Consider the following 24,504-nt stretch of genomic DNA (forward strand, 5'->3'; position numbering starts at 1 on the left):
CAATCCGGCAGGCGAGGGCAGTCGATGTTCATGCCTCCGGCGGGCACGCGCCCTGACCGCGCCGGCTTCACCATGGTCGAACTGATCATGGTGATGGTCCTGATCGGCATCCTGGGCGCAGTGGCCGGCAGCCGGTTTTTCGACCGCGAGGTCTTCGAGGCCAGGGCGTATGCGGATCAGGCCAAGGCATTGATCCGCTACGCCCAGAAGCTCGCCATCGCGCAAAACCGCCCGGTGTTCGTGCGTTCCACGCCCGCCGGTTTCGCGGTCTGCTTCGATCTCGCTGTCAATGCGACTTCGGGTGCGCGCACGGTCTGCAATACGGCCGCCGACCTGGCCCAGGCGCCCGGTGGCGCCAATAATGGCACCACCGCCACGCGCGCTTTCTGCATCGCTCCCGACAATCTTTACATCGCCAACTGGGCCTGCCTCGGCCGTCCGCCATCGGTGGCCGTTGCCAGCACCGCTGCGCGCAATGAAATGGCTGACAGCGGATTTTTCTTTTTCGATTCGGCCGGACGGCCGTTCAACCGCAACGACACCGTCGGCGGCGCCTCCAGCTTTGCCCGGCTGACGCTCAACGTCGACAGCGGCAACCAGCGCGCCACGCTCAATATCGAGGCGGAAACCGGTTATGTTTTCTAGGCGGTTTTCCAGGCGTGCACGCGGCGTCACCATCATCGAACTGATCGTCTTCATGATGATCATGGGCGTGGCGGCGGCCGGCATCATCGGCGTGATCAACCTCAGCAATAGCCAGAGTGCCGAACCGTTGCGCCGCAAGCAGGCGCTGATGATCGCCGAAGCCTTGATGGAAGAAGTGCAACTGGCGGGCTTCAGCTTTTGCACCCGCGCCGATCCGAACGCCGACACCGTTGCCAACCAGGCTGCCTGCACCTTCCCGGTACAAATCGGTGCGCGCGCGGCCGGCGCCACGCGCCCGTATGGCAACGTCGCGGATTATGCCACGGTGGCCGGCACGCCGCAGGCCACCTTTGCCAACGCCGATGGTGTGGACGTCGATATCAGCGGCCGCCCGCTCGGGGTGGACAGCAGCGGCAACACCATGGGCAGGTCCTCGCTGGCGCCCATCCGCTCCACTGTCACGCTCAACTTTGTCGGTGCGCTGGGGCCTGCCGGTGCGACCATCGCGTCCAGCGCCGCCGCACTGAACGCGCTGCAGATCACCATCATCACCACCTACGGTACCGGCGCCAACGACTTCGTGCGCCTCGACGGCTACCGCACGCGCTACGCGCCGAACCTGGTGCCGCGATGACGCCGAACACCATGCCCCACCTGGTTTTCAGACACCCCCAGCGCGGTTTCACGCTGGTGGAAATGATCGTGGCGATCGTGCTCACCGCCATCATCGCCGGCACCCTGGTGCTGTTCATTCGACGGCCTGTCACCAGTTACCTCGACAGCGCCGGCCGCGCCGAGATGACCGACGTTGCCGACCTGGCCTTGCGCCGCATGGCGCGCGAGATCCGCGCATCCCTGCCCAACAGCGCCCGCCTGACGCCGGCCAGTGTGCAGAACGGCGGCGTGTTGACCCTGGAATTCATCCCCACCTTCGGCGGCGGCCGCTACCTGTCGGTGGAAGACAGCACGGTGAACGGCACGCCGCTCAGCTTTACCAGCCTCACCGCCAATACCTTCAGCGTGGTGGGCAGCGTGCCGCCGATCCAGTTGCCGCCGGCGCGCCAGGATTACCTGGCCATTTACAACCTGGGCGCGGGCTTCCAGGATGCCGATGCCTATGCCGGGACCAACCTGGCGCGCATCACCGGCCTGCCAACCGTGACGGCAGGCGCGCAGACCATCCTGAACATCAGCTTCAGCAGCCTGGCAGCGGCCGATCTGCCCGCCGGCAGCACGGTGTCCACAGTGGCCAATCCGTTTGCGGTGCCGGCCAACGCGGCCACGCCGCGCCCGGCCAATATGTCGCCGGACCAGCGGTTCCAGGTGGTGGGCAAGCCGGTGATTTTTCGCTGCGCCGGCAACGCCAGCGGCACCGGCACGCTGACGCGTTCGGTCGCGGCCACGTTCAGCACGACCCCATCGGCGCCGGACGCTGCTGCCGGCGTGCTGCTGGCCAACAATGTCGTGGCCTGCGATGTCACCATCGATAGCAACGCCCATCGGCAATCGGCGCTGGTGGGGCTGACACTTACGCTGGGCCGGATCAAGCCGGAAGGCGGCCTGGAAACGGTGACCTTGGTCCATCAAATCCACGTGGACAATACGCCATGACCCTGCACTCGATGCAACGACTGGCCCACCGGCCCATGCCGCGCAAGGCATCCGGCGTGGCAGTTGTGACCGCGATCTTCCTGCTGGTGGTGCTGGCCGGCCTGGCCGTGGCGGTGGTGTCGCTGACCGGCACGCAGCAAGTCACGCGCACCCAGGACGAGCTGGGGGCGCGCGCCTACCAGGCGGCGCGGGCAGGCATGGAGTGGGCGCTGTTCAGGCGGCTGCAAGACCGCAGCTTCAACTGCGCGCAAGTGAGCACCTTCGCGCTGCCTGCCAATACCACGCTCTCGGGCTTTACCGTCACCGTGCGCTGCGAAGGCCCTTCGGCCGGCTTTGGCGCGGCGGGCGGCGGCGCCGATCCGACTGCCGGCCGCATCACCATTACCTCGACCGCGTGCAACGCCGCGCCTGGCGCTGCCTGCCCCGCGCCGACGGCCAGCCCCGACTACATCCAGCGCGTGGTGAGGGCGCAACTGTAGGCCGGAGTGATCGCCGCGCAGCGTGAAAGAAACAAGCTGTACGGAAAAATGTGTATTTTTACGGCATGAATGTCAAATATTGTAAAAGTCTGCCGTAAGTTGAATATAATCAATGACATAACCACAGAGAAGCACGCGCATGGGATTTTTCACAAGAACTAAAAAGAAGGAAGGCTGGATTACCGTCTCCTTTTTGCGTGACGGCCTGTGCGCCGCCCGCGTCCAGCGCGTGCGCGACGGCAAGGCCGTGGTGGAACTGTCCGCTTTCCATGCTGCCGCCGACAGCCGTGCGCTGGCCGCGCTCGAACGCGCGGCGAAAGACCTCAAGCTGGCCAGCTACCAGCTCGGCACCATGCTCGGCGGCGGCGAATACCAGCTGCTGACGGTGGAAGCGCCCAACGTGCCGCAGGACGAACTGAAAACCGCCGTGCGCTGGCGCCTGAAGGACATGCTCGACTTTCACGTCGATGACGCCACCATCGACGTGCTCGACATCCCGGTCGATCCCAACGGCATGTCGCGCGGCCATTCGATGTTCGCGGTGGCCGCGCGCAACACGGTGATCCAGGCGCGCCAGGCGTTGTTTGCCGAAGCCCAGCTGGCGCTGACGGTGATCGATATTCCCGACCTGGCGCAGCGCAATATCTCGGCGCTGCTGGAAGTCGATGGCCGCGGCCTGGCCATGTTGTCTTTCGACGGTGACGGCGGCTTGCTGACCATTACCTTCAAGGGCGAGCTGTACCTGTCGCGCCGCATCGACGTCACCATCGCCCAGCTGCTGGAACCCGATACCGACAAGCAGCAAGTCTGCTTCGACAAGATCACCCTGGAACTGCAGCGCTCGCTCGACCACTTCGACCGCCAGTTCAATTATGTGAACGTCAAAAAGCTGCTGCTTGCGCCCACTGGCGCGCCCGGCCTGCACGAATACCTGGCCGCCAACCTGTACACGCCGGTCGAGGCCATGGGCCTGGAGGACGTGTTCGATCTGAGCCAGGTGCCAGCCTTGCGCGAGGTGGAACAACAGCAGCGCTTCTTCCTGACCCTGGGCGCGGCCTTGCGGCACGAGGAGGTGGTGCTGTGAGCCAGCAGATTAACCTGTTCAACCCGATCTTCCTCAAGCAGAAGAAGATTTTTACGGCAGTGCCGATGGCCGAGGCGCTGGGCGCCATCGTGCTCGGCACGCTGCTGATGACCTGGTACGCCAGCCACAATGTCGCGCAACTGGAGCAGCGCGCCGCCAGCGGCAAGACCTTGCTGGCCGAGCGCGAGCGGCGCTTGCAGGATGCCAACCGGCAGTTCGCGCCGCGCCAGAAAAGCGCTGCGCTGGCCACCGGCCTCGCCCAGGCCCAGGCCGAACTGGCGGCGCTGCGCCGGGTGGAAGAGTTCATCAAGCAGGGCACGCTGGGCAACAGCGCCGGCTACGCCGCTTACTTCCGTGCCTTCGCGCGCCAGAACGTCACCGGCTTGTGGCTGACCGGCGTTACCATCACCGGCGCCGGCACCGGGATCGGTTTGCAGGGCCGCGCCCTGCAACCGACGCTGATCCCGCAATATATCGGCCGCCTGAAAACCGAGCCGGTGATGCAGGGTAAAACCTTTGCCAGCCTCGACATCGGCCGGCCCGACGTGGCAGCCGCGCCTGTGATATCGCCAACTTCCAGCACGGCAGGGCAACCGGTGAGTGCGCAACCGGCAACCAGCATCACGGCGGCGCCGTACGTTCAGTTCAGCCTGCAATCGACGGGAGTGCAGGCCAAATGAAACAATTGAAAAACACCTGGAACAAGCTCAGTGCCAAGCTTGACGCGATGACCTTGCGCGAGCGGGCGCTGGTGTTCGTTGCCGCGACCGGCCTGATCCTGTTTCTGCTTTACACCCTGGCGGTCGAACCGCTGCTGGCCAGGCAGGCCGCGCTGCTGGCGCAAATCCAGCAGCAGCAAAACCAGGTGAGCGGCATCGACACGGAAATCGCCGCCCGCGCCCAGGGCTTCGTGCTCGATCCCGATGCCGAGGCGCGCGCGCAGTTACAGCAGGCCCGCGCCGAAATCGACAGCATCGGCGCCAGGCTCGTGGCCGTGCAAAAAGGCCTGGTGGCGCCGGAGAAAATCGCGCCGCTGCTCGAACACCTGCTGCAAGGCGGCAAGTTGAAACTGTTGGCGCTGCGGACCTTGCCGGTCACCGGCATGAACGAAGCAGCCGGATCGGCCGCGCCTGCCGCGCCTGCCGAATTCCAGGCGCCGGACCCGGCGGCAGCGCTGGAACCGGCCCTGCAACAGTCGGCCTTGCAAAAGACGCCGCCTCCTGCCACGCCAGCAGGTGCGTTGACTGCTGCGCCAACAACTGCGCCGACCAGCGCACCGGCAGCCGCGCCGCCGCCAGTAGCGCAACCGGGCCACGGCAGTGTCGCCGGCGCCGAGGTCAAGGCGCCCGAGCTGCTGTACCGGCACGGCGTGGAAATCGTGGTGCAGGGCAGTTACCTGGAGATGATCAACTACATGCAGGCGCTGGAAGCGTTGCCCGTGCAACTGTTCTGGGGCGGCGCGCGGCTCGACGCCCAGCAGTATCCCGAGGCGCGCCTGACCCTCACGCTCTACACCTTGAGCCTGGATGAAAAATGGATGAAACTATGAGCGGGGCCGCCGTCCCCGGCGCAACTGGCGCGTGGCTGGCGCGGGCAGCGGCGCAGATGCCGACGTGGGAGCGCACTCGCGCAACGGCAACGGCCCATGCATCGGCGCAGGCAACGACACCGGCGCTGGCACCCGCATCGGCACTGGCGCTGGCGCAGGCACCGACACTGGCGTCGGCACCCGCATCGGCACTGGCTCGTGCACTGCCACTTGCCCTGGCCCTGGCCCTGGCGCCGGGCCTGGCTCGGGCGCAACTGGCCGACCCCACCCGGCCACCGCCCGAGGCGCAACTGGCCGCTGGCGCGCAGGCCGCGCCAGTGCACAGCGGCCCGCAACTGCAGTCTGTGCTGAATGGCAACCATGGCCGCCAGGTGGCCGTGATCGACGGCCAGGCGCTGCGCGTGGGCGACAAGATCAACGGCGCAACCCTGGTCCAGGTTGGCAAGGACCAGGTCGTGCTGCAACGCGGACGCGTACGCCAGGTCCTGAAACTGTATCCCGATGCCAGCGCCGCCAGCGGCACGGTCCGGCGTCAACGCGCCTCCAATACCGCACCAGAGAATTGAACCGATTATGCAAAAGCACCTGTCCATCGCCGTCCTGACTACGCTGATCTTGAGCGGCTGCCAAACGGCGCCCAAGCGCGACACCTACAACCAGATCGGCGCCGAGGTCGATACCGCGCTCAACGCCAAGCCGCCGGCCGCCAGCCAGGCCGAGGCCGTGGCCAGCGCCTTGCTGCCGCCGGTGGCGCAATTGACCGAGCAGTTGCCCAAAGCGCGTGCGGTGCTGGAAGAGCGCTTCAATGTGTCGTTCAACAATGTGCCGGTCCAGCAGTTCTACAATTCCATCGTGGCCGGCACCCGCTACAACATGCTGATCAACCCCGAGGTGACCGGCAATATCACGGCCAATCTCAAGGACGTGACCCTGTTCGAAGCGCTGGAGGCGATCCGCGAACTGTACGGCTACGATTACAAGATCGACGGCACCCGCATCTACATCCGTCCGCTCACCATGCAGACCAAGATGTTCAAGGTGAACTACCTGACCGCTACCCGCAAGGGCGTGTCGAGCTTGCGCGTGTCGTCGACGTCGGTGGCCAATGCCGGCACCAGCAGCAGTGGCAGCAACAACAATGGCAACGGCAACGGCAACAACGACAATTCCGGCAATAACGGTAACAACAACGGCAATAACGGTGACAACAGCGGCGGCGGCCGATCGCAATCGCAGCGCGACGCTGCCAGCGTGCAGACCACGTCGGCCAGCGACTTCTGGGTGGAACTGAAAACCGCGCTCGACGCCATCGTCGACAGCGGCACCGACGGCCGCAGCGTGACGATCAGCCCGCAATCGGGCGTGATCGTGATCCGCGCCATGCCGGACGCGTTGCGCAACGTCGATGAATACCTGCGCGCCACCCAGATATCGGTGGACCGCCAGGTGATCCTGGAAGCGAAGATCCTCGAAGTGGAATTGAACAGCAATTTCCAGAGCGGCATCAACTGGTCGGCGTTCGGCAAGCTCAGCTCCAACAGCCGCATTTCCGCCGGCCTGGTGCAGCCGGGCACCGCGTTGGCACCGCTGGGCGCCAACAATGCGGGAGTGACGGTCAATAACGGCAGTATTATCGCCAACCCCGGTGCGGCGATCGGTGCCGCCGGCGACGCCATGGGTTCGCTGTTCGGCCTGGCCTTCCAGACCAGCAATTTTGCCGCGCTGATTTCCTTCCTCGAAGGGCAGGGCACCGTGCACGTGTTGTCGAGCCCGCGCATCGCCACCCTCAACAATCAGAAAGCGCTGCTCAAGATCGGTACCGACGAATTCTTCGTTACCGGCGTCAGCACCACCACCAACAACAATGCCAACGGCACCGGCGTGACCACGCCGAGCGTCACGCTGCAACCGTTCTTCTCCGGCGTGGTGCTGGACGTGACGCCGCAGATCGACGACCAGGGCAACATCATCCTGCACGTGCACCCGTCGGTGAGCCAGGTATCCACTGTCAACAAGGCGGTCAACCTCGGCGTGGCGCTGGGCAGCCTGTCGCTGCCGCTGGCGTCGTCTTCCACGTCCGAGATGGACAGCATCGTGCGCGGCCAGAATGGCCAGGTGGTGGCGATTGGCGGCTTGATGCGCCAGGCCACGACTTCGGACCGCTCCGGCGTGCCGGGCATCGGCGGCTTGCCGGTGGTGGGTGCGCTGTTCCGTTCGACCGGCGAAGTGGTGCAGAAGCGCGAGCTGGTGGTGCTGATCAAGCCGACTGTGATCGAATCGATCTCGGACTGGAACCAGGATCTGCTCGACAGCAGCCGCCGCATCAAGGATCTCGATCCGCACCGTCGCGGGGGACGTCCGTAACCATGTACGCCAAACACTTCGGTTTGCGCGAAGCGCCGTTCAACATCACGCCGGACACCAGCTATTTCTTCACCTGCCCGCATGCGCAGGAGGCGTTGAATACCTTGCTGGTGGCGGCCAGGAGCGGCGAAGGCTTCATCAAGATCACCGGCGAAGTGGGCACCGGCAAGACCCTGCTGTGCCGCAAATTCATTGCCACCATCGGCCCCGGCTTTGTCACGGCGTACATTCCCAACCCCTTGCTGGAGCCGCGCACGCTGATGCTGGCGCTGGCCGACGAGCTGGAAATCGCGCTCGAGCGCGACGTCGATCAGCACCAGCTATTAAAATCGATCACGGTGCGCCTGATCGAGCTGGCCCAGCAGGACCAGCAAGTGCTGCTGCTGCTCGACGAAGCGCAGGCGATTCCGGTCGAAAGCCTGGAGGCGCTGCGCCTGCTGTCGAACCTGGAAACGGAAAAGCGCAAGCTGCTGCAAATCATCCTGTTCGGCCAGCCCGAACTCAATGTGCGCTTGCAGGACAATGCGATCCGCCAGCTGGCCCAGCGCATCACCTTTCACTACCACCTGGGGCCGCTCAAGCGCGACGATATCGAATATTATCTGGCGCACCGCCTGCGGGTGGCCGGCTACGACGGCAGCCGCCTGTTTACGCGCGGTGCGGTGGCGCGGCTGTACGGCGCCAGCGGCGGCATTCCACGGCTGGTGAACATCATTGCCAACAAGGCGCTGATGGCGTGTTTTGGCGAGGGACGGCAACAAGTGACGCGGCGCCATGTCAGCCTGGCGGCGCGTGACACGGTGCAACCGCGCTCGAACTCCCGGTTGGCGTGGATTGCGGCAGGCACGGCAATTCTGGTGGCCGCTTGCGGCCTCACTTGGACACTGAGCAAATGAGTCTGATCAATAAAATGTTGCAGGACCTCGATGCACGCGGTGGCGCGCGCGAGGAAGATATGCAGCAGCGCGAACTGAAAGCGGTACCGCTGCCCGAGCGCGAGCGCCGGCCGCTGGTCTACGCCGGCGCCGGTGTGGCGGTCGTGGTGGCGGCAATCGCCGGCTGGTATGGCTGGAAATTCGCCCACCGGCCCGCGCCGGGACCGGTGCCGGTGATGGCAGCGCCGCCAACTGCGTCGCCAGCGCTGGCGTCAACGCCAACGCCAACGCAGGCTGCAGGGCCTGCCGCAGTGCCGGTCGGGACATCGCCTGATGGATCGGTTGTGACGCCGGCCGCGACATCGCCCGCAACGGCGGCTGTCAACTCGACTGCTACGCCGGCGGCAACGTCAACTGGCACAGCCGCTGCAGCCTCGACTGGTACAGCGGCTGGCACGTCGAATCCTGTGACGGCTGGCGCGCCGTCAACGGCAGCGCCGGCGATACCGGCCAGTGCGGCCGCAACCGCAGCGCCGCCTTCCGCGCAGGCGGGCAGCGCCGCACCCGCACGTGCCGCCGCGACGCCTTCCGCCACCGCTGCGGCCACCCGGCGGGCAGCGGCAGCCGATGCCGGCACGCCACGCCAGCCGCGCCAGGGTGTCGCCCATGCCGACGGATCGGCCACCACCAAGCCGGAACTCACGCCCAAGCAATTGTCGGAAAACACTTATCGCCGTGGGCTGGCATCGTTGCAGGACGGCCGCCTGAACGCTGCCATGGCCGACCTGGACCGCGCGCTGGAGATCGATCCGCGCAACGATGCGGCGCGCCAGACCTATGTTTCGCTGCTGCTGGAAAACCGCCGGCCCGACGACGCCATCCGCCAGTTGCGGCTGGCGCTGGGCATCGATCCGCGCCAGCCCGGCCTGGCCATGGTGCTGGCACGGCTGCAACTCGAACGCGGCGGCCCGGCGCTGGAAACCCTGATGACCACCTTGCCGTACGCCGCCGCCAATGCCGACTACCAGGGCTTCCTGGCCGGCGTGCTGCAACGCGCACAGCGCCACGCAGAAGCGGCCCAGTACTACCAGGCGGCGCTGAAGCTGGCGCCGCTCAACGGCGTTTGGTGGATGGGCCTGGGCATCTCGCTGCAGGCCGACCAGCACAAGGCCGAAGCGCGCGAAGCATTTACCCGCGCGCGCACCGGCAACGGCATCACACCGGAGCTGCTGGCCTTTATCGACCGCCGCCTCGACCAATTGTCGCGCTAAGGCGGGAGTGCCGGTGGTGGTGTAGTGTTTTTTGCAACGATGAGAGTGCCAGTCAACTAATATGAGAGTTCAGTAATAGCCGGAGTCGTGTCTTAATATTAAGATCGTGATGTTTATTTTAAGACAAATATCACCCAACATCTGATTGAGGCTCGGCATGAAACAATTCTCTTCAAAGCAGGCTCTGGCCGTCGGACTGACGCCGTTGTTGCTGTCGCTGGCAGTCGCCAATGCTTACGCGGCCGACGCGGTACGCACCGGTAATGCCGGCCAGCATGGCGCCGACGCGACCGCGCCACTCGCCGCTGGCGCCGCCGGCACGGCCGGCCAGTCGCTGACCATCAACCCCGGCAATGCCGGCACCCTGTATAACCGTCTGACCGTCATTGGCGGCCGCGGTGGCAATGGCGGCGCGGGCGGCCCGCCGCTGCAGGAAGGCGACGCCGACGCCGGCACCGGCGGCAGCGGCGGTCACGGCGGCGCGGCCAGCGCCACCACGCTCGACCTGACCGGTTACGCCGGCGCCAGCGCGCTCGGCGGCGACGGCGGCCATGCCGGCGCCACGCCCGGCTTTTTCAACTTCACGCCTGCCGATCCCGCTTACGGTAACGGCGGCGATGGCGGTGCGGCCAGCAGCAAGGCCACCACGACCGCCGTCGGCAATGCCACCGCGCTGGCGGTGGCCGTGGGCGGCATCGGCGGCGACGCCAACGGCGGCGCGGTCGGTATTGCCGGTGTCGGCGGCGCAGCTACTGCTGCCGCCCGCGCCACTTCGCTCACCGGCAACGTTTCGGCGACGGCCGAAGCCACCGGCGGCGCGGGCGGCAACGGCGCCGCCATCGCCTGGCGCGGCGCACGCGGCGGCAACGCCACGTTGACCAATGCCGCGCGCGGCACCACCACTGGCGGCACTGTCACATTGACCCAGCGCGCCACGGGCGGCAAGGGCGGCAATAATTCGGAAATCACGATTCCGCCGTTCCAGGACTTGGCGGCCGATGTCCGTGGCGGTAAAGCGGTCTCCACGCTGGTGTTGGAGGACCACGCGGCAAGCGCGCTGACGCTCGATATCTCAAGCCTCGGCGGTGACGGTGGCAACCCGGCTTTTGGAACAGCGTACGACGGCGGGGCCGCGGCCAGCGCCCTGACGCTTACCGCTGGCCGCAGCGGCGCCGGCATCGACGCGCTGGTGACCGCCGCTGGCGGCGCGAGCGGGTTCCAGTATAACAACGGCGGCATGGGTGGTGCCGCTACCGCCAGCGCCGACTTGCGCGGCAAGGGCGCGGTCAATGGCCGCGTGCTGGCCACTGGCGGCAATGGCGGCTACGGCGGCAATGCCACCGCCTCGCTGCGCGCCAGCGGCGCCGGTACCGTGCGCGGCACGGTCGAGGCCAACGGTGGCGCGGGCCAGGATAACCGGTCCGTGCTTGACAAAAACAACTACGGCGCGGCGACGGCCAACCTGGCACTGTCGGGCGACGGCGCCCAGGGCGGCAGCTTCAGCAACGGCAGCTACGCCACCAGCAATACCACGGTGTCGGGCACCGGCATGCAGGCGGTCGATGTGCAGTCGCAGGCGGTGTCCAACGGCGCCAGCCCCCTCAATCTCGGCGCGGCAATCGCCAATACGGTTGTCAACACGGTGCGCGCCGGCGTCGCTGCCGGCACTGCCGCCGTGCGCGCCGTCTCGGTCGCCCTGGGAGGCGAACGGATCGAAACCGCCACGGCGACCACCGACGTACGCGCTGCGGGCGACATCGTCGCCAGCAGCAGGGCAGTGGGCGGTTACACCAGCAACGGCGCCATCGACTCGCTGGCCGGCACATCCTTGAGCAAGGCGAGAGCGGTGACCAGCGGCGCGCACAACGTCAGCGTCACGTCCACCGCGCTCAGCAACATCGGCGACGCCAGTGGCGCGCGGGCGTTCCGGGGCGACGCCACTGCCAATGCCTACGGCCGTTCCGGCAGCGGCATTGTCGAGAGCGTCGCGGTGGCGCGCGGTGGCATTTCCAGCTACACCGTTGCCGAAAGCAGCAGCCATGCCAATGCTGCCGCCACAGCGGTCACCACCCGCGCCGGCGGTGTCAGCCTGGCGCGTGCCGAAGGCGAGGCGTTGACCCTGAACGTCAAGGCCACCGCGCAAGGCATCGCGGCAAGCGGCGGCGCAGTCACCTATGCGGCCGGCGCCAGCAGCGCGCGCGGCAACCTGGCGCAGACTTCGGCCTCGAGCCAGTTCCGCGCCAGCGCTTTCGCGTTGCCGCAACTGGCAGCCGTTTCCACCATGTCGGCGCATGTTGGCGCCGGTCCGGTCGATGCTGCCGCGCTGGGCCTGGGCGTCAATGTCGCCGCGGCGATTCCGACCGTGCTGGGCACGGGCGTGCACGCGGCCGGTATCGAAGCGCTCATCGACGACAACCCGACCGTGCTGACCACGTCGGGCGAATTCAGCTTTGCCACCGACAGCGCGCAGCGCCTGCTGCTGGGCTTTGTATCGTCCACCTTCGCTGGCGCCGGTTTCGATGCGCTCGATCTCACCATCAGCAACAATGGCGTGACCCTGCTGTCGCAAAGCTTCACCACGCTCGCTGCCGCCAACCTGTTCTTCAACGACCACGTGCTGGACCTGGGCCTGTTTGGCGCCGGCAACCAGCACCTGGTGATCAACTCGTCGATGACGTATGCCCAGCAAGGTGCGTACGCGTTCAACTATGTGCTCGGCGGCGGATCGTCGTTCAACACCTCGGCGCTCGGTGTGGCGATGCTCGACAATGTGTCGGCAGTGCCGGAACCATCGGCCTGGCTGATGATGAGCCTGGGCATGGGCGGCATGTTGCTGGTGGCGCGCCGCCGCCGTAAGGCATCGGCTGCCTGAGCCTGAAACTAGCGGCGCCGGGTGGCTGCGTGGTCGGCGGCCGCCGGCGCGCCGGCGCGCCAGGCGCTCGGCGTCATGCCGAAGTGATTGCGGTAGGCGCGTGAAAAATGCGCGGGATGGCTGAAGCCGAACTGGTAGGCGATCTGGCTGATCGGCTGGCCGCTGCATTCAGGCGCGCGCAAGGCCAGGTGGCACAATTTCAACCGCGTGTCCCACAGCCAGGTGCTGAAGCTTTGCGCCTCGCCCGCGAACAGGCGGTGGATGTGCGCGGCTGAAATGCCGAGCGCTTCCACCAGCTCGTTGATCGACAAGCTGCTGTCGCCGATCCGCTTGAGCGCGTACTGGCGGATGCGGCCCAGGTGGTACTGGCTCATGCTGGGCCGGCGCTGCTGCTCGGCCACCACCGCGCCCAGCGCGCAGGCGGCCAGGGTTTGCCGCAACGCCTCCGCCGCGTGCAATGCCGCCGCCCGGGGCAGGGCGGCGTAGTCGGTGGCGACGTGACAATCGGCCATCGCCGTCAACAGCGCCACCTGCGGCTGGCGGCAATTTTGCACCACGCCCAGCAGGGTATCGACTAGCGGGCACAGGCTGCGCATCGGCGCTGCCGGTATTCGCGCTACTGTTACCTCGAACGGCCCCTCGAAATCCAGCCGGTACGGTTGTCCCGCTTCGTGCACCAGCATGTCGCCGGGGACCAGCCGCAATGCGCTGCCGTGCTGCACCAGCGTGGCGGTGCCGCGCCGCTGCCAGATCACCAATAAATACGGTTCATTGCTACCAGTGCGCAAGGGGCTGTCGCGCTGCACGCTGTGGCGCGCGCCCGCCGCTTGCGTCACCGTCAGCGCGCCAAGCGTCTGGCTGCGGTACGTGCCGGGAAAATCTTCGACAGTATCCATATCGAACCAGGGGGCGGGGCGGGAGCGTGTCACAGGTGTGGGCGGCATGGTGGTTCGGTTGTTGAGAGTTGGAATCAAGCAATGCGAGAGTCAAGGGAAATTATAACTTTTCTAATTGAATTACCATATTCGTAATAATAAAAATACATCCTGCCGTTGTTCCATCCTACTAAAAGGCAAGCCATGCAAATGTTCCGCCCCCTCCCCGCGGTAAGCTATCGCGCCCTGTCTCCCTTGCTGGTGTCGCTGCTGATGGCCGTTGCCGCCGATTCTGCCCAGGCCGGCCAGACCGTGCGCGTGGGCGCCGCTGGTGCTGCCGGTGCGCCGGCGCAGCCACCGGCCACCGGTCACGGTGGCGATGGCGTGGCAGGCGAAAGCGTCCAGTTCGCCGTCGTCAGCAGCGATGCATACAACGTACTCACGCTCACTGGCGGCCATGGCGGCGCCGGTGGCGACGGCTACACGCAGATGCCCTGGCCTGCGGACGACTGGCCGCCGCCACAAGGCCTGGGTGGCGCCGGCGGCGCCGGCGGTGCTGCCAATGGCGCACTGGCAGCGCAGCGCGCGCGAGGCGCCGTCAGCGCCGCCACGGTCACGCTTGGCGGCAATGGCGCCCAGGGCGGCGCCGACGGTTGCTGCATGCTCGGGGTGGGCGAGGGCGGCACCGGTGGCGCCGCGACCAGCGCTGCTCGGGCCGCCACCGGCGCAGGCGTCGCCCGCGTCCTGGCGCAAGCGACCGGCGGCAGCGGAGGCGTCAGTCGCGAAGGCGGTGCCGCCCATGCCACGGCGAGCGCGGTGTCTGCAGCCGGCGCCGCCAGCGGCCAGGTCATTGCCCAGGGCGGAAGCGGCGGTAGCGGCCGGCCCACGGCATATGGGCTCACTTTCAATCCCGGCGCTGGCGGCAATGCCAGCGCCATCCTGGCGCTGGCTGGCACCGGCACTGTCAATGGCGCAGTGCTGGCCACCGGCGGCGACGCTGGCAGCGCCTATACCGGCTGGGGGCAGGTGGGTGCGGCCGACGCCACACTCGAACTGCGCGGCGCGGGTGCAACCGGCAGCGCCACTGCCATCAACGGCCACGGCGCTGGCAGCGCGGTGGCCACCAGCGTGGCGCGGGCAGTGACGACGGGAGCGGTGGTGGTGGATATCACCTCGACCGCGCGGGGCAGCCTTAATTCTGCCGGCGCTGCCAGCGTTGACGTCGATGCCGGTTACAGCGGCGCTGCCGCGGGCAACGCCGCGGTCACGGGGCGGGCGCTGGCGACCGGCGGCGCGGACTACCAGGCCAACAACAGCGCTACCCTGATCCTGCGCGGAAACGGCGCCATCATCGGTGTCAGCGAAGCGCGTGGCGCCGACGGCTGGGACAGCGGCAGCTGCTACAACGGTTGTGCAGGGGGCGCCAGCGCCTCCAGCGTTGCCACCGGTGCCACGCGCGGCAGCGGCAATGTCGCCATCACGGCGCTGGCAGTAGGCGGCGCGCCGAACCTGGACGGCGTGATACCGACCGGCGGCGGCGCCACGGCGGCGGCCAGCGGCCAGTCCGGCAGCGGCGTGGTCACCGTGACGGCCCGCGCCCGCTCCTACTCGTCGTATTCATCCGACGAACCGTTTGTCAATCCGGAGGTAAGGGCCAGCGCCATCACTACAGCCGCAGGCGGTTCCAGCTACGCCCAGGCCATCCAGGAAAGCCTGGTCCCGTACGGCGAATACAGGGTCCTGGCCGAGGCATCCAGTGTGGGCAAGGGCGGCGCCCGGGCGGTGGCGACCGGCATCAGCAGCCCGGGCGGTTACGGCGGCATGCTGGAGAGCCGCGCCAGCGCCAGCGGCGCCGGCTTGAGGGTGTCCACCTATAACCAGCTGTGGGCGCTGTCGCGCGACGCCAGCGTGGTCAGCGACGTCAGCGTTGGCGGCGTGCTGCAGGGCTTGCCGGCCAGCGATGGCAGTACCGCGCTGGTGTCGTCTGCGACCGGCTTGCCGGCCCAGGCAGACGTCGCCGGCTTGCTCGGTGCCAGCCCGACCCTGGCCGCCACCGATGCCAGCTGGCTGGGCGCCGGAGCGTTTGCCTATTCCTCGAACACTATGGCGCTGGTATCGACCAGCGAGACGCAATATACGTTCGCGACCGCAGACGGCCAGCGTTTGCTCGTGGGTTTGTTCGGTGGGCCAAGCCAGTCAGGCGGTGACCTTGGACTCAATTTTTCTGTCAGTAATAACGGCACGCTGTTGTTCACGCGCTCCCTGCTCGTTGACGAGCTCACGCCGTTCTTCACCGACCGCCTGCTTGACCTCGGGCTGCTGGGCAGCGGGCTGCAAAACCTGACCATCGCCACCCAGTGGTACGGCAGCGCCTTCGGTGGCGATGCTGCCGGCTATGGCTTCCGTTACGTGATGGGCGTATCGCCGGTGCCGGAACCGTCCACCTGGCTGGCGATGCTGCTGGGCCTGGGTACGCTGGCGATGGTGGCGCGCCGGCGCAAGGGGTGACGGCAGTGGCTACAGGCTGGCTTGCGCGCCCCATACCTGCTTCATGCTGAAGCGGGTGTCGGCATCGTCTTCGGTGATCGCTGCGGCGATGGCCGTGGCCGGCAGCGGTCTGGCTTCGGCGGCAACTGCCACGCCGGCCGCATCGCGCAGGCAGATCACCTGTGCCGCACCGTTGCTGCCTCGGCGGGTGACCACGCCGATTTCGCCGCCATGCAAGCGCACCAGGCAGCCGGGCGGATAGTCGCCCAGTTCGTCATGGAAGAGTGCCAGCAGTTCCGGATCGACCGGGCTGGCGCGGTCTTCGCGCAGGTTGCGGATGGCGGCGTCGGGCAGGATCGAGCGCCGGTAGTTTCGGGCCGACACTTGCGCGCAATACCGGTCGGCCAGGCTCAGCAGCTTGGCGTTGAGCGTCACTTCCGGGCTGGCGATACCGGCCGGATAGCCGCTGCCGTCGTCGTTTTCGTGGTGCAGTAGCACGCATGAAATCCAATCGTCGTCCTGCACGCCCGCGCATTGCAGCAGGTTGGCCGAATCTTCGGGGTGGCGCCGTACGACGGCCAGCTCTTCGCTCGATAGCGGCGTGTGCTTGTCCTGGAACGTGTCCTGATGGCGCAGCATGCCCACGTTCATGGTCAGCGCGGCAGCCGTGAGGGTCAGCGTGTCGGCGCCGGTTTTACCGAGCCGGCGCGCCATGACCACGACGACCACGGCCGTTTCGATACAGTGGCGCACGGCGTAGCTGCCGGCGATCTGGTTGAGCAGGATGGCGGCCAGAGCAATGTCCGCGTGTTGCTCGACGGCGTGGACCACGTCGGCGGCAATCTGCCGCAACGCGCCCTCGGCATCGGGTTCGTTGCGCAGGTTTTCCAGCAGGTGTTCGAGCCGGCGGTTGCAGACATTGAGCAGGTGCAGCACCGAGGCCGATGGCGTACCAGGATCGAGGTCGGCCATGGCGGGCTCCTAGATGGCGGCCAGGCGCGCCAGGGCCAGCGCCAGCGTGGCGTCCTGCTTGGCAAAGCAGAAGCGGACGATGCCCGACTCGATGCCGTGCTGGTAGAACGCCGAAACGGGAATTGCCGCCACCTTGATTTCGGTGGTGAGCCACTCGGCAAATTCGGCCTCGGTCTGCGACGAAATTTTATCGTAGCGCACGCACTGGAAATACGTGCCGTCGGCCGGCAGCAATTCGAAGCGGGTGCCGGCCAGGCCATCGCGGAACAAATCGCGCTTGCGCTGGTAAAACGCCGGCAGCTGCAAGTACGGCTGCGGATCGGCCATGTAGCTGGCGATGCCATGTTGCATCGGCGTATTCACGCTGAACACATTGTATTGGTGCACCTTGCGGAACTCGGCCGTGAGCGCGGGCGGCGCGGCCACGTAGCCGATCTTCCAGCCGGTGACATGGTACGTTTTGCCGAACGACGACACCACGAACGCGCGCGCTGCCAGTTCCGGGTGGCGGCACACGGACTCGTGGCGCTGGCCGTCGAATACCATGTGTTCGTACACCTCGTCGGACAGGATCAATATATTGGTGCCGCGCACGATGTCGGCCAGCGCATGCATGTCCGAGCCGCGCAAGATGCTGCCGGTGGGATTGTGCGGGGTGTTGATGACGATCAGCCGGGTGCGGCTGCTGACGGCGGCTGCCACCTTGGCCCACGGCACCGTGTAGCCGCTGGCGCGCATGTCCATCTGCACGCATACGGCGGTGCCGCCCGCCAGGGTAATCGCCGGCACATAGCTGTCGTACACGGGTTCGATCACGATTACTTCGTCGCCCGGGTGCACGCAGCACAGGATGGCGGTGGTCAGCCCCTGGGTGGCGCCGGCGGTAATCGTGATGTCGTTGGCGTCGTACTGCTGGCCGTACAAATGGGCGATCTTGGCGGCAATCGCCGCGCGCAAAGCCGGCACGCCGCTCATGGGCGGATACTGGTTGAAGTCGGCCTGCATCGCGTCCGTGACGGCATCGAGCAGGCTGCGTTCGCATGGAAAATCGGGGAAGCCCTGGCCCAGGTTGACGGCGTCCACTTGCGCGGCCAGCATCGACATGCGGGTAAACACGGTGGTGCCGACGGCCGGCAGGCGGCTGGCAAGGACGGGGGAGTCTATGGTGCTGCTGCTGGGTTGGCTGCTAGTCATGTCGGCGATGTGGTGGGCAGATCGCCTATTCTAGCGCAGGTCAGCGCGTGTGCGTCACCCTTCGAGCGACCACTTCTCGGGCACCACCACCTTGAACATGCCGGCCTTGACCAGGCGCTTGCCCAGCTTGAGCAGCGCCTTGTCCTTGGTGATCAAGACGCTGGCCTGGGCGTCGCGCGCCACTTCGAGGAATTTCTGGTCGTCGCGGTCGGTGCACACGGGCAGGCGCACGCCCGATTCGGCCGGCGCCACCACGCGGATCAACTGGTCGAAGCGGGCGGCGGCCAGCGGCCGGCTGTCGTCGTCGAGCGGCAGATGCTTGTAGTGCAGCACGATATTGTATTCGTCGCGGCAGTCGGCGCGGGTGACGGCTTCGACCTTGCCGGTCTCGAGCGCATCGAGCAGCGCGGCCCAGCGCGGGTCCCTGAAGACGAACAGGTCGAGGCAGACGTTGGTGTCGATGATGATGCGGGGAACGGGTATCATGTCGGAAGTTCAGTAAATAGGTTAATCAGAATATGTTGATAGTGCTGTCGCCCGCCAAAAGTCTCGACCTCGAAACCCCTCCCACGACCAAGTTAGTTTCCCAACCTGCGTTTCTCGACCAGTCGGCCCTGCTGATCGAGCGCCTGCGCGAATTTTCGCCTGACCAGATCGGCGAGCTGATGGACCTGTCCGACAAGCTGTCGTCGCTCAACGTGGGCCGTTACGCCTCGTGGACCAAGGACACGGCCGAAGGCCGCCAGGCCATCATGGCCTTCAACGGCGACGTCTATGCCGGCTTCGACGCCTACAGCTTGAGCGCCAAACAGATCGATTACGCCCAGGCCCACGTGCGCATCCTGTCCGGGCTGTACGGCATGCTGCGTCCGCTCGACCTGATCCACCCGCACCGGCTGGAAATGGGCACGCGCCTGGTTACGTCACGCGGCAAGAACCTGTACGACTTCTGGGGCGAGACCCAGACCCGCGCGCTCAATGCGCTGGCGGCCGAGCAGGGCGCGAAAGCGCTGGTCAACCTGGCATCCGAAGAATATTTCAAGTCGGTCAAACCGAAGCAGCTCGATATCCCGGTGATCACGCCGCAGTTCGAGGACTATAAAGGCGGCAAGTACAAGATCATCTCGTTCTACGCCAAGCGCGCGCGCGGTTTGATGGCGCGTTACGCCACCGTCAAGGGACTGAGCGACCCGCAAAAACTGAAAAAATTCGACGTGGACGGGTACGCGTTCGATGCGCAGGATTCAAGCGAGACGACGTGGATTTTCCGGCGGAAGGTGGCGGAGTAAATCGGTGTAAAGGCGGCAGATCCGTCATCCTCGCGTACGCGGGGATCCATAGAACCTGTGAATATCGCCATAGTGACCAGCAGCCAGGCTGCGCATGCGCTCCATGGATCCCCGCTTTCGCGGGGATGACGGCTCAACCGCGATCGGTATTTATTTGCTGCTCCAGAACTTCCACCAGTGACGCTCGGCCTTCTTGCCTTCGTCGAGGAACTTGCTGTTCGGGTAGTTCAGGCGGAAGACGCGTTCGGTGTCGTTGCGCAGTTCGGTCATGCCCAGCTTGTCGTAGCTGCGGATCATGATGAACAGCGCTTCCTCGATCGATGGCGAATCGCGGTAGTCGTCCATGATGCCCATGGCGCGGTTGGCCGCTGCCAGGTAGGCGCCGCGACGGTAGTAGTAGCGCGCCACGTGCACTTCGTACGACGCCATGGCGTTGACCAGGTAGCGCATGCGCTGGCGGGCGTCCGGCGTGTACTTGCTGTTAGGGAACTTGTCCACCAGCTGCTTGAACGCCGCGTACGCCTCGCGCGTGGCCTTCGGGTCGCGCTCGGTGACGTCCTGCTCGTAGACAAAGTTCAACAAGCCAACCTGGTCGTTGAAGTTGACCAAGCCGCGCAGATAGTACATATAATCGACGTTGTTGTGATTGGGATGCAGCTTGATGAAGCGCTCGACCGCTGCCAGCGCTTGCGCCTGGTCCTGCGACTTGTAGTAGGCATAGGCGATCTGCATCTGCGCCTGCTGGGCGTAGGTACCGAACGGATAGCTCGATTCGAGGCGCTCGTACAGCTGAATTGCGCGCTCGTAGTGCGCTCCTTCGAGTTCTTCGGTCGCCTCCGAGTATAATTTCGAAGCGGTCCAGCCCTTTGTTTCGTCCGTCTTGTCCGAGAACACTCCGCACGCCGACAAACTAAGCATCACTAACGTTGCTGCGACTACCGATAATTTTTTTTGCATGTTGTTTTGCAAGAAGCTGTTTAACCAAAGTTTTACAATAGGCTGATTATAGCCGATGGGAATGCTGTGATATTAACTCCAAAGCCGAATTCGACCGAATCCTCCACCGAACTCGCCCTCGATCCCTCCGACCTCGACACCGCCATTGTCCTCGACGCCGATGGCGACGAGGATGACAGCCTGGCGCCGATCGAACTGGAACTCACGCCTGACGCGTGCGGCCAGCGCCTCGACAAGGTCATCTCGGGCCTGGTGCCGCAATTTTCGCGCGGCCGCCTGCAGATGTGGATTACCGACGGCTTCGTCAGCGTTGATGGCAAACCGGCAAAAAGCACCAAGGATACGGTCTACGGCGACGAGAAGATCGTCATTCTGCCCCAACCAGCGCCGGAAGACGAGGCTTTTAAACCGGAACAGGTAGAACTTAACATCGTTTTTGAAGACGACCACCTGATCGTCATTAACAAGCCGGCCGGCCTGGTGGTCCACCCGGGCGCCGGCAACTGGAGCGGCACGCTGCTCAACGGCTTGCTGTTCCACTGCCCGCAACTGGCCGGCGTACCGCGCGCCGGCATCGTCCACCGCCTCGACAAGGACACCAGCGGTCTGATGGTCGTCGGCAAAACCCTGGCCTCGCAGACCGACCTGGTGCGCCAGCTGGCCGCGCGCACCGTCAAGCGCGAATATTTCGCGCTGGTGTGGGGTACGCCGCGCATCAGCGGCACCATCGACGCGTCGATGGGCCGCCATCCGAAAGACCGCATCAAGATGGCGGTCTCGACCAGCATGGGCGCCAAGCCGGCCATTACCCACTACGAACTGCTGGCCAGCGGCGACCTCGATCGTCGTCCGGTCAGCCTGATGCAGTGCCGCCTGGAAACTGGTCGCACCCACCAGATTCGCGTGCACATGATGTCGATCGGTTTCCCGCTGGTGGGCGACACCACCTACGGCAAGCAGCACCTGTCCAACGTCTTCCCGCGCCAGGCGCTGCAAGCGCGCCGCCTGGGCCTGGTCCATCCGGCCACCGGCGAGCCGTGCGAGTGGGTCGTGCCGCTGGCTGAAGATTTCGCCGGCCTGATCGCCCAGGCCGGTATTGCCGAACCGGACCAGCACTAAATGAACAGCAATCCACAATGGCTGGTGCCGCATTGGCCGGGCCTGCCCGCCAACGTGGGCATGTTGTCCACCACGCGGCGCGGCGGCGTGAGCCCTGCGCCGTATGACGACGGCATGGGGCAGGGCGGCCTCAACCTGGGCACCCACGTGGGCGACCAGCCGCACAATGTCGCCCGCAACCGCCAGATTCTGCGCGAGATGCTGCCCGACGCCCCGGCGTGGCTGGCGCAAGTGCACGGCACGGCCGTGGTCGACCTGGGCAAGGTCGGGCCGCAGCAAGTGCCCGAGGCGGACGCCAGCATGACCACCATCGCCGGCAAGGTGTGCGTGGTGATGACGGCCGACTGCCTGCCGGTGCTGTTTTGCGACACGCGCGGCACCGTCGTGGCTGCCGCCCACGCCGGCTGGCGCGGCCTGGCCGCTGGCGTGCTGGAAAACACCATCGCAGCGATGCGCGCAGCGGGCGCCGGCGACTTGATGGCCTGGATGGGGCCGGCCATCGGCGCCTACCAGTTCGAGGTGGGCGGCGATGTGCGCCAGGCCTTTCTGCAAACCGCACCTGACGATTCAAGCGTGCGGCACGTGACGGCAGCGTTTACGCCACTCGAACACCGGCCGGGCAAGTTCCTGGCCGACATCTACGCGCTGGCCCGGCATCGCATGCTGCGCGCCGGCGTGGCGCAAGTGCATGGCGGCGAATACTGCACGGTGGCCAATTCCGGGCGCTTCTATTCGTTCCGTCGCGACGGCGTCACCGGACGCCAGGCAAGTTTGATCTGGCTCAAATAAGTATCAGGTAGCGCTGGACTTTTTAGCGTCTCGCGCCGCCTGTTCCGCCGCTTTGCGGCGTGCTTTTCTCTTGCCCGTTCCCGCGATGTAAATCAAGGTCCCCAGCGGCAGCACGCAATAGAACAAAAACGTTACAATTCCCGCGACGATGGTCGGCTCGGTGAGCGCCATCAGTCCCACGACGTAAATCCACGCAATAGCAACAATCAGCATGTAGCAACCCAGGTTAAGAGATATTCAATATTTTTTTAGGGAATCACACATGAATTTGCCCGATCCGCAAGCCATTGCCAACGCCTGGATGTCCCAGGTGGGCGACCCCAGCCAATGGCAATCCTGGTTCAGCAAGGCGCCCACCACCGAGGCGAACCCGATGGCCACCATGTTGCAGGATATCGGCGTTGCGCTCAAACCGGAAGCGATGGAGCAGCTGAAAAACGATTATCTGCGTGACTTCACCGCGTTGTGGCAGGATTTTTTGGCTGGCAAGGCGCCAGCCGTCAGCGACCGCCGCTTCAGCTCGGCAGCCTGGCAGGGCAATCCGATGTCGGCCTTCAATGCCGCATCTTACCTGCTCAACGCCAAATTCCTCAGTGCCATGGTGGAGGCGGTGGACACCGCACCCCAGCAAAAGCAGAAAATACGCTTTGCCGTGCAGCAGGTGATTGATGCCATGTCGCCCGCGAACTTCCTCGCCACCAACCCGGAAGCGCAGCAAAAACTGATTGAAACCAAGGGCGAGAGCCTGACGCGTGGCCTGGTCAATATGCTGGGCGATATCAACAAGGGCCATATCTCGCTGTCGGACGAATCGGCCTTTGAAGTGGGCCGCAACCTGGCCATTACCCCGGGCACCGTGATTTACGAAAATCCGCTGTTCCAGCTGATCCAGTACACGCCGACCACGCCGACGGTCAGCCAGCGCCCGCTGTTGATGGTGCCGCCGTGCATCAACAAGTTCTACATCCTCGACCTGCAACCGGAAAATTCGCTGGTGCGCTACGCGGTGGAGCAGGGCAACACCGTGTTCCTGATCTCGTGGAGCAATCCGGACAAGTCGCTGGCCGGCACCACCTGGGACGACTACGTGGAGCAGGGCGTGATCGAAGCGATCCGCATCGTCCAGGACGTCAGCGGCCAGGACAAGCTGAACATGTTCGGCTTCTGCGTGGGCGGCACCATCGTTGCCACCGCACTGGCGGTACTGGCGGCGCGTGGCCAGCACCCGGCGGCCAGCCTGACCCTGCTGACCACCTTCCTCGACTTCAGCGACACCGGCGTGCTCGACGTCTTCGTCGATGAAACCCAGGTCGCGCTGCGTGAACAGCAATTGCGCGATGGCGGCCTGATGCCGGGCCGTGACCTGGCCTCGACCTTCTCGAGCCTGCGTCCGAACGACCTGGTATGGAACTATGTGCAGTCGAACTACCTCAAAGGCAATGAGCCGGCGGCGTTTGACCTGCTGTTCTGGAATTCGGACAGCACCAATTTGCCGGGCCCGATGTTCTGCTGGTACCTGCGCAACACCTACCTGGAAAACAGCCTGAAAGTGCCGGGCAAGCTGACGGTGGCCGGCGAAAAGATCGACCTCGGCCTGATCGACGCCCCGGCCTTCATCTACGGTTCGCGCGAAGACCACATCGTGCCGTGGATGTCGGCGTACGGTTCGCTCGACATCCTCAACCAGGGCAAGCCGGGCGCCAACCGCTTCGTGCTGGGCGCGTCCGGCCATATCGCCGGCGTGATCAACTCGGTGGCCAAGAACAAGCGCAGCTACTGGATCAACGACGGTGGCGCCGCCGATGCCCAGGCCTGGTTCGATGGCGCGCAGGAAGTGCCGGGCAGCTGGTGGCCGCAATGGGCCGGGTTCCTGACCCAGCATGGCGGCAAGAAGGTCAAGCCCAAGGCCAAGCCCGGCAACGCCCGCTACACCGCGATCGAGGCGGCGCCCGGCCGTTACGTCAAAGCCAAGGGCTGACCACGGGGAACTGCCAGACTACCGGACTCGGCTATTGGTTGCGTTGCAATAAATGCCAGCACTATTGCGAGTTTCTGCAATCTTTCTACTTTCC

Annotated in this window: 23 protein-coding genes; 17 read left to right on the forward strand and 6 right to left on the reverse strand. The window is 65.6% G+C overall.

All coding sequences use genetic code 11. The annotated features are described in order from the left end of the window. Nucleotides 1-24: 24 nt before the first annotated feature. The 12 genes from SR858_RS10410 (at nucleotide 25) to SR858_RS10465 (ending at nucleotide 12,750) form a co-directional block, all read left to right on the forward strand. Complete coding sequence (locus tag SR858_RS10410; RefSeq protein WP_019920717.1) at nucleotides 25-645, forward strand: pilus assembly FimT family protein; 621 nt, start codon at nucleotides 25-27, stop codon at nucleotides 643-645. Continuing rightward, entirely contained in the window at nucleotides 635-1,279 is a 645-nt protein-coding gene (locus tag SR858_RS10415; protein ID WP_019920718.1) for a type IV pilus modification PilV family protein, read from the forward strand. The genes SR858_RS10410 and SR858_RS10415 overlap by 11 nt, the downstream gene beginning before the upstream one ends. Before the next feature lie 11 nt (nucleotides 1,280-1,290). Further along, nucleotides 1,291-2,256, forward strand: a complete 966-nt coding sequence (locus SR858_RS10420; RefSeq protein ID WP_322534547.1) for a PulJ/GspJ family protein — start codon at nucleotides 1,291-1,293, stop codon at nucleotides 2,254-2,256. Then, nucleotides 2,253-2,735 carry a hypothetical protein gene (locus tag SR858_RS10425; RefSeq protein WP_019920720.1) on the forward strand — a complete coding sequence of 161 codons (483 nt, stop codon included), beginning with the start codon at nucleotides 2,253-2,255 and terminating at the stop codon, nucleotides 2,733-2,735. Before SR858_RS10420 ends, SR858_RS10425 begins: the two co-directional genes overlap by 4 nt. Nucleotides 2,736-2,874: 139 nt before the next feature. After that, nucleotides 2,875-3,819 (forward strand): type IV pilus biogenesis protein PilM, encoded by a 945-nt coding sequence (gene pilM, locus SR858_RS10430; protein WP_026637078.1) that lies wholly within the window; start codon nucleotides 2,875-2,877, stop codon nucleotides 3,817-3,819. After that, nucleotides 3,816-4,499 carry a hypothetical protein gene (locus SR858_RS10435; RefSeq protein ID WP_019920722.1) on the forward strand — a complete coding sequence of 228 codons (684 nt, stop codon included), beginning with the start codon at nucleotides 3,816-3,818 and terminating at the stop codon, nucleotides 4,497-4,499. The genes pilM and SR858_RS10435 overlap by 4 nt, the downstream gene beginning before the upstream one ends. Further along, nucleotides 4,496-5,368, forward strand: a complete 873-nt coding sequence (locus SR858_RS10440; RefSeq protein WP_019920723.1) for a type II secretion system protein M — start codon at nucleotides 4,496-4,498, stop codon at nucleotides 5,366-5,368. The genes SR858_RS10435 and SR858_RS10440 overlap by 4 nt, the downstream gene beginning before the upstream one ends. Continuing rightward, complete coding sequence (locus SR858_RS10445) at nucleotides 5,365-5,934, forward strand: hypothetical protein (protein WP_019920724.1); 570 nt, start codon at nucleotides 5,365-5,367, stop codon at nucleotides 5,932-5,934. Before SR858_RS10440 ends, SR858_RS10445 begins: the two co-directional genes overlap by 4 nt. A gap of 7 nt (nucleotides 5,935-5,941) precedes the next feature. After that, nucleotides 5,942-7,732, forward strand: coding sequence for a pilus (MSHA type) biogenesis protein MshL (gene mshL, locus SR858_RS10450; RefSeq protein ID WP_019920725.1), 1,791 nt, complete (start codon nucleotides 5,942-5,944; stop codon nucleotides 7,730-7,732). 2 nt (nucleotides 7,733-7,734) lie between these two features. Next, complete coding sequence (locus SR858_RS10455; protein ID WP_019920726.1) at nucleotides 7,735-8,628, forward strand: ExeA family protein; 894 nt, start codon at nucleotides 7,735-7,737, stop codon at nucleotides 8,626-8,628. Further along, nucleotides 8,625-9,878 (forward strand): tetratricopeptide repeat protein, encoded by a 1,254-nt coding sequence (locus SR858_RS10460; RefSeq protein WP_040377534.1) that lies wholly within the window; start codon nucleotides 8,625-8,627, stop codon nucleotides 9,876-9,878. Before SR858_RS10455 ends, SR858_RS10460 begins: the two co-directional genes overlap by 4 nt. A gap of 157 nt (nucleotides 9,879-10,035) precedes the next feature. Next, a complete protein-coding gene (locus SR858_RS10465) occupies nucleotides 10,036-12,750 on the forward strand; it encodes a beta strand repeat-containing protein (RefSeq protein WP_019920729.1) in 2,715 nt (904 codons plus the stop codon). A gap of 8 nt (nucleotides 12,751-12,758) precedes the next feature. On the opposite strand, the gene SR858_RS10470 is transcribed toward SR858_RS10465, so the two are convergent. Continuing rightward, the gene (locus tag SR858_RS10470; protein ID WP_019920730.1) at nucleotides 12,759-13,646 is read right to left on the reverse strand and encodes a helix-turn-helix domain-containing protein; all 888 of its coding nucleotides are present in this window, start codon (nucleotides 13,644-13,646) and stop codon (nucleotides 12,759-12,761) included. A 189-nt stretch (nucleotides 13,647-13,835) separates the two neighbouring features. On the opposite strand from SR858_RS10470, the gene SR858_RS10475 reads away from it, so the two are divergent. After that, a complete protein-coding gene (locus SR858_RS10475) occupies nucleotides 13,836-16,133 on the forward strand; it encodes a PEP-CTERM sorting domain-containing protein (protein ID WP_154819789.1) in 2,298 nt (765 codons plus the stop codon). Between the two features lie 9 nt (nucleotides 16,134-16,142). Here the strand turns inward: SR858_RS10475 and SR858_RS10480 are convergent, their stop codons facing one another. From SR858_RS10480 to SR858_RS10490, 3 genes are read right to left on the reverse strand one after another with little or no spacing between them, the layout of a single operon-like run. Further along, a complete protein-coding gene (locus SR858_RS10480) occupies nucleotides 16,143-17,084 on the reverse strand; it encodes an HD-GYP domain-containing protein (RefSeq protein WP_019920731.1) in 942 nt (313 codons plus the stop codon). 9 nt (nucleotides 17,085-17,093) lie between these two features. Further along, nucleotides 17,094-18,278, reverse strand: a complete 1,185-nt coding sequence (locus SR858_RS10485) for a pyridoxal phosphate-dependent aminotransferase (RefSeq protein WP_019920732.1) — start codon at nucleotides 18,276-18,278, stop codon at nucleotides 17,094-17,096. Between the two features lie 54 nt (nucleotides 18,279-18,332). Then, nucleotides 18,333-18,764, reverse strand: coding sequence for a putative toxin-antitoxin system toxin component, PIN family (locus SR858_RS10490; RefSeq protein WP_019920733.1), 432 nt, complete (start codon nucleotides 18,762-18,764; stop codon nucleotides 18,333-18,335). 32 nt (nucleotides 18,765-18,796) lie between these two features. Here SR858_RS10490 and yaaA point away from each other — a divergent pair, with 32 nt between their 5' ends. Continuing rightward, nucleotides 18,797-19,567 carry a peroxide stress protein YaaA gene (yaaA, locus tag SR858_RS10495; RefSeq protein WP_019920734.1) on the forward strand — a complete coding sequence of 257 codons (771 nt, stop codon included), beginning with the start codon at nucleotides 18,797-18,799 and terminating at the stop codon, nucleotides 19,565-19,567. A 150-nt stretch (nucleotides 19,568-19,717) separates the two neighbouring features. Here the strand turns inward: yaaA and SR858_RS10500 are convergent, their stop codons facing one another. Next, entirely contained in the window at nucleotides 19,718-20,524 is an 807-nt protein-coding gene (locus tag SR858_RS10500; protein ID WP_026637084.1) for an outer membrane protein assembly factor BamD, read from the reverse strand. Nucleotides 20,525-20,590: 66 nt separating this feature from the next. Here SR858_RS10500 and SR858_RS10505 point away from each other — a divergent pair, with 66 nt between their 5' ends. Together SR858_RS10505 and pgeF are read left to right on the forward strand one after the other, a co-directional pair. Beyond that, on the forward strand, nucleotides 20,591-21,643 hold the full coding sequence (locus SR858_RS10505) for an RluA family pseudouridine synthase (protein ID WP_019920736.1): 1,053 nt from the start codon (nucleotides 20,591-20,593) through the stop codon (nucleotides 21,641-21,643). Beyond that, a complete protein-coding gene (gene pgeF / locus SR858_RS10510; protein WP_019920737.1) occupies nucleotides 21,644-22,432 on the forward strand; it encodes a peptidoglycan editing factor PgeF in 789 nt (262 codons plus the stop codon). Nucleotides 22,433-22,435: 3 nt separating this feature from the next. Here the strand turns inward: pgeF and SR858_RS10515 are convergent, their stop codons facing one another. Continuing rightward, nucleotides 22,436-22,645, reverse strand: a complete 210-nt coding sequence (locus tag SR858_RS10515) for a hypothetical protein (protein ID WP_019920738.1) — start codon at nucleotides 22,643-22,645, stop codon at nucleotides 22,436-22,438. Nucleotides 22,646-22,694: 49 nt separating this feature from the next. Between SR858_RS10515 and phaC the strand changes: the two genes are divergently transcribed. Then, nucleotides 22,695-24,410: a class I poly(R)-hydroxyalkanoic acid synthase gene (gene phaC, locus SR858_RS10520; RefSeq protein WP_019920739.1), complete on the forward strand. Its 1,716-nt coding sequence runs from the start codon at nucleotides 22,695-22,697 to the stop codon at nucleotides 24,408-24,410. The last annotated feature ends 94 nt before the right edge of the window (nucleotides 24,411-24,504 follow it).

It is taken from the genome of Duganella zoogloeoides (assembly GCF_034479515.1).
GTDB lineage: Bacteria > Pseudomonadota > Gammaproteobacteria > Burkholderiales > Burkholderiaceae_D > Rugamonas > Rugamonas zoogloeoides.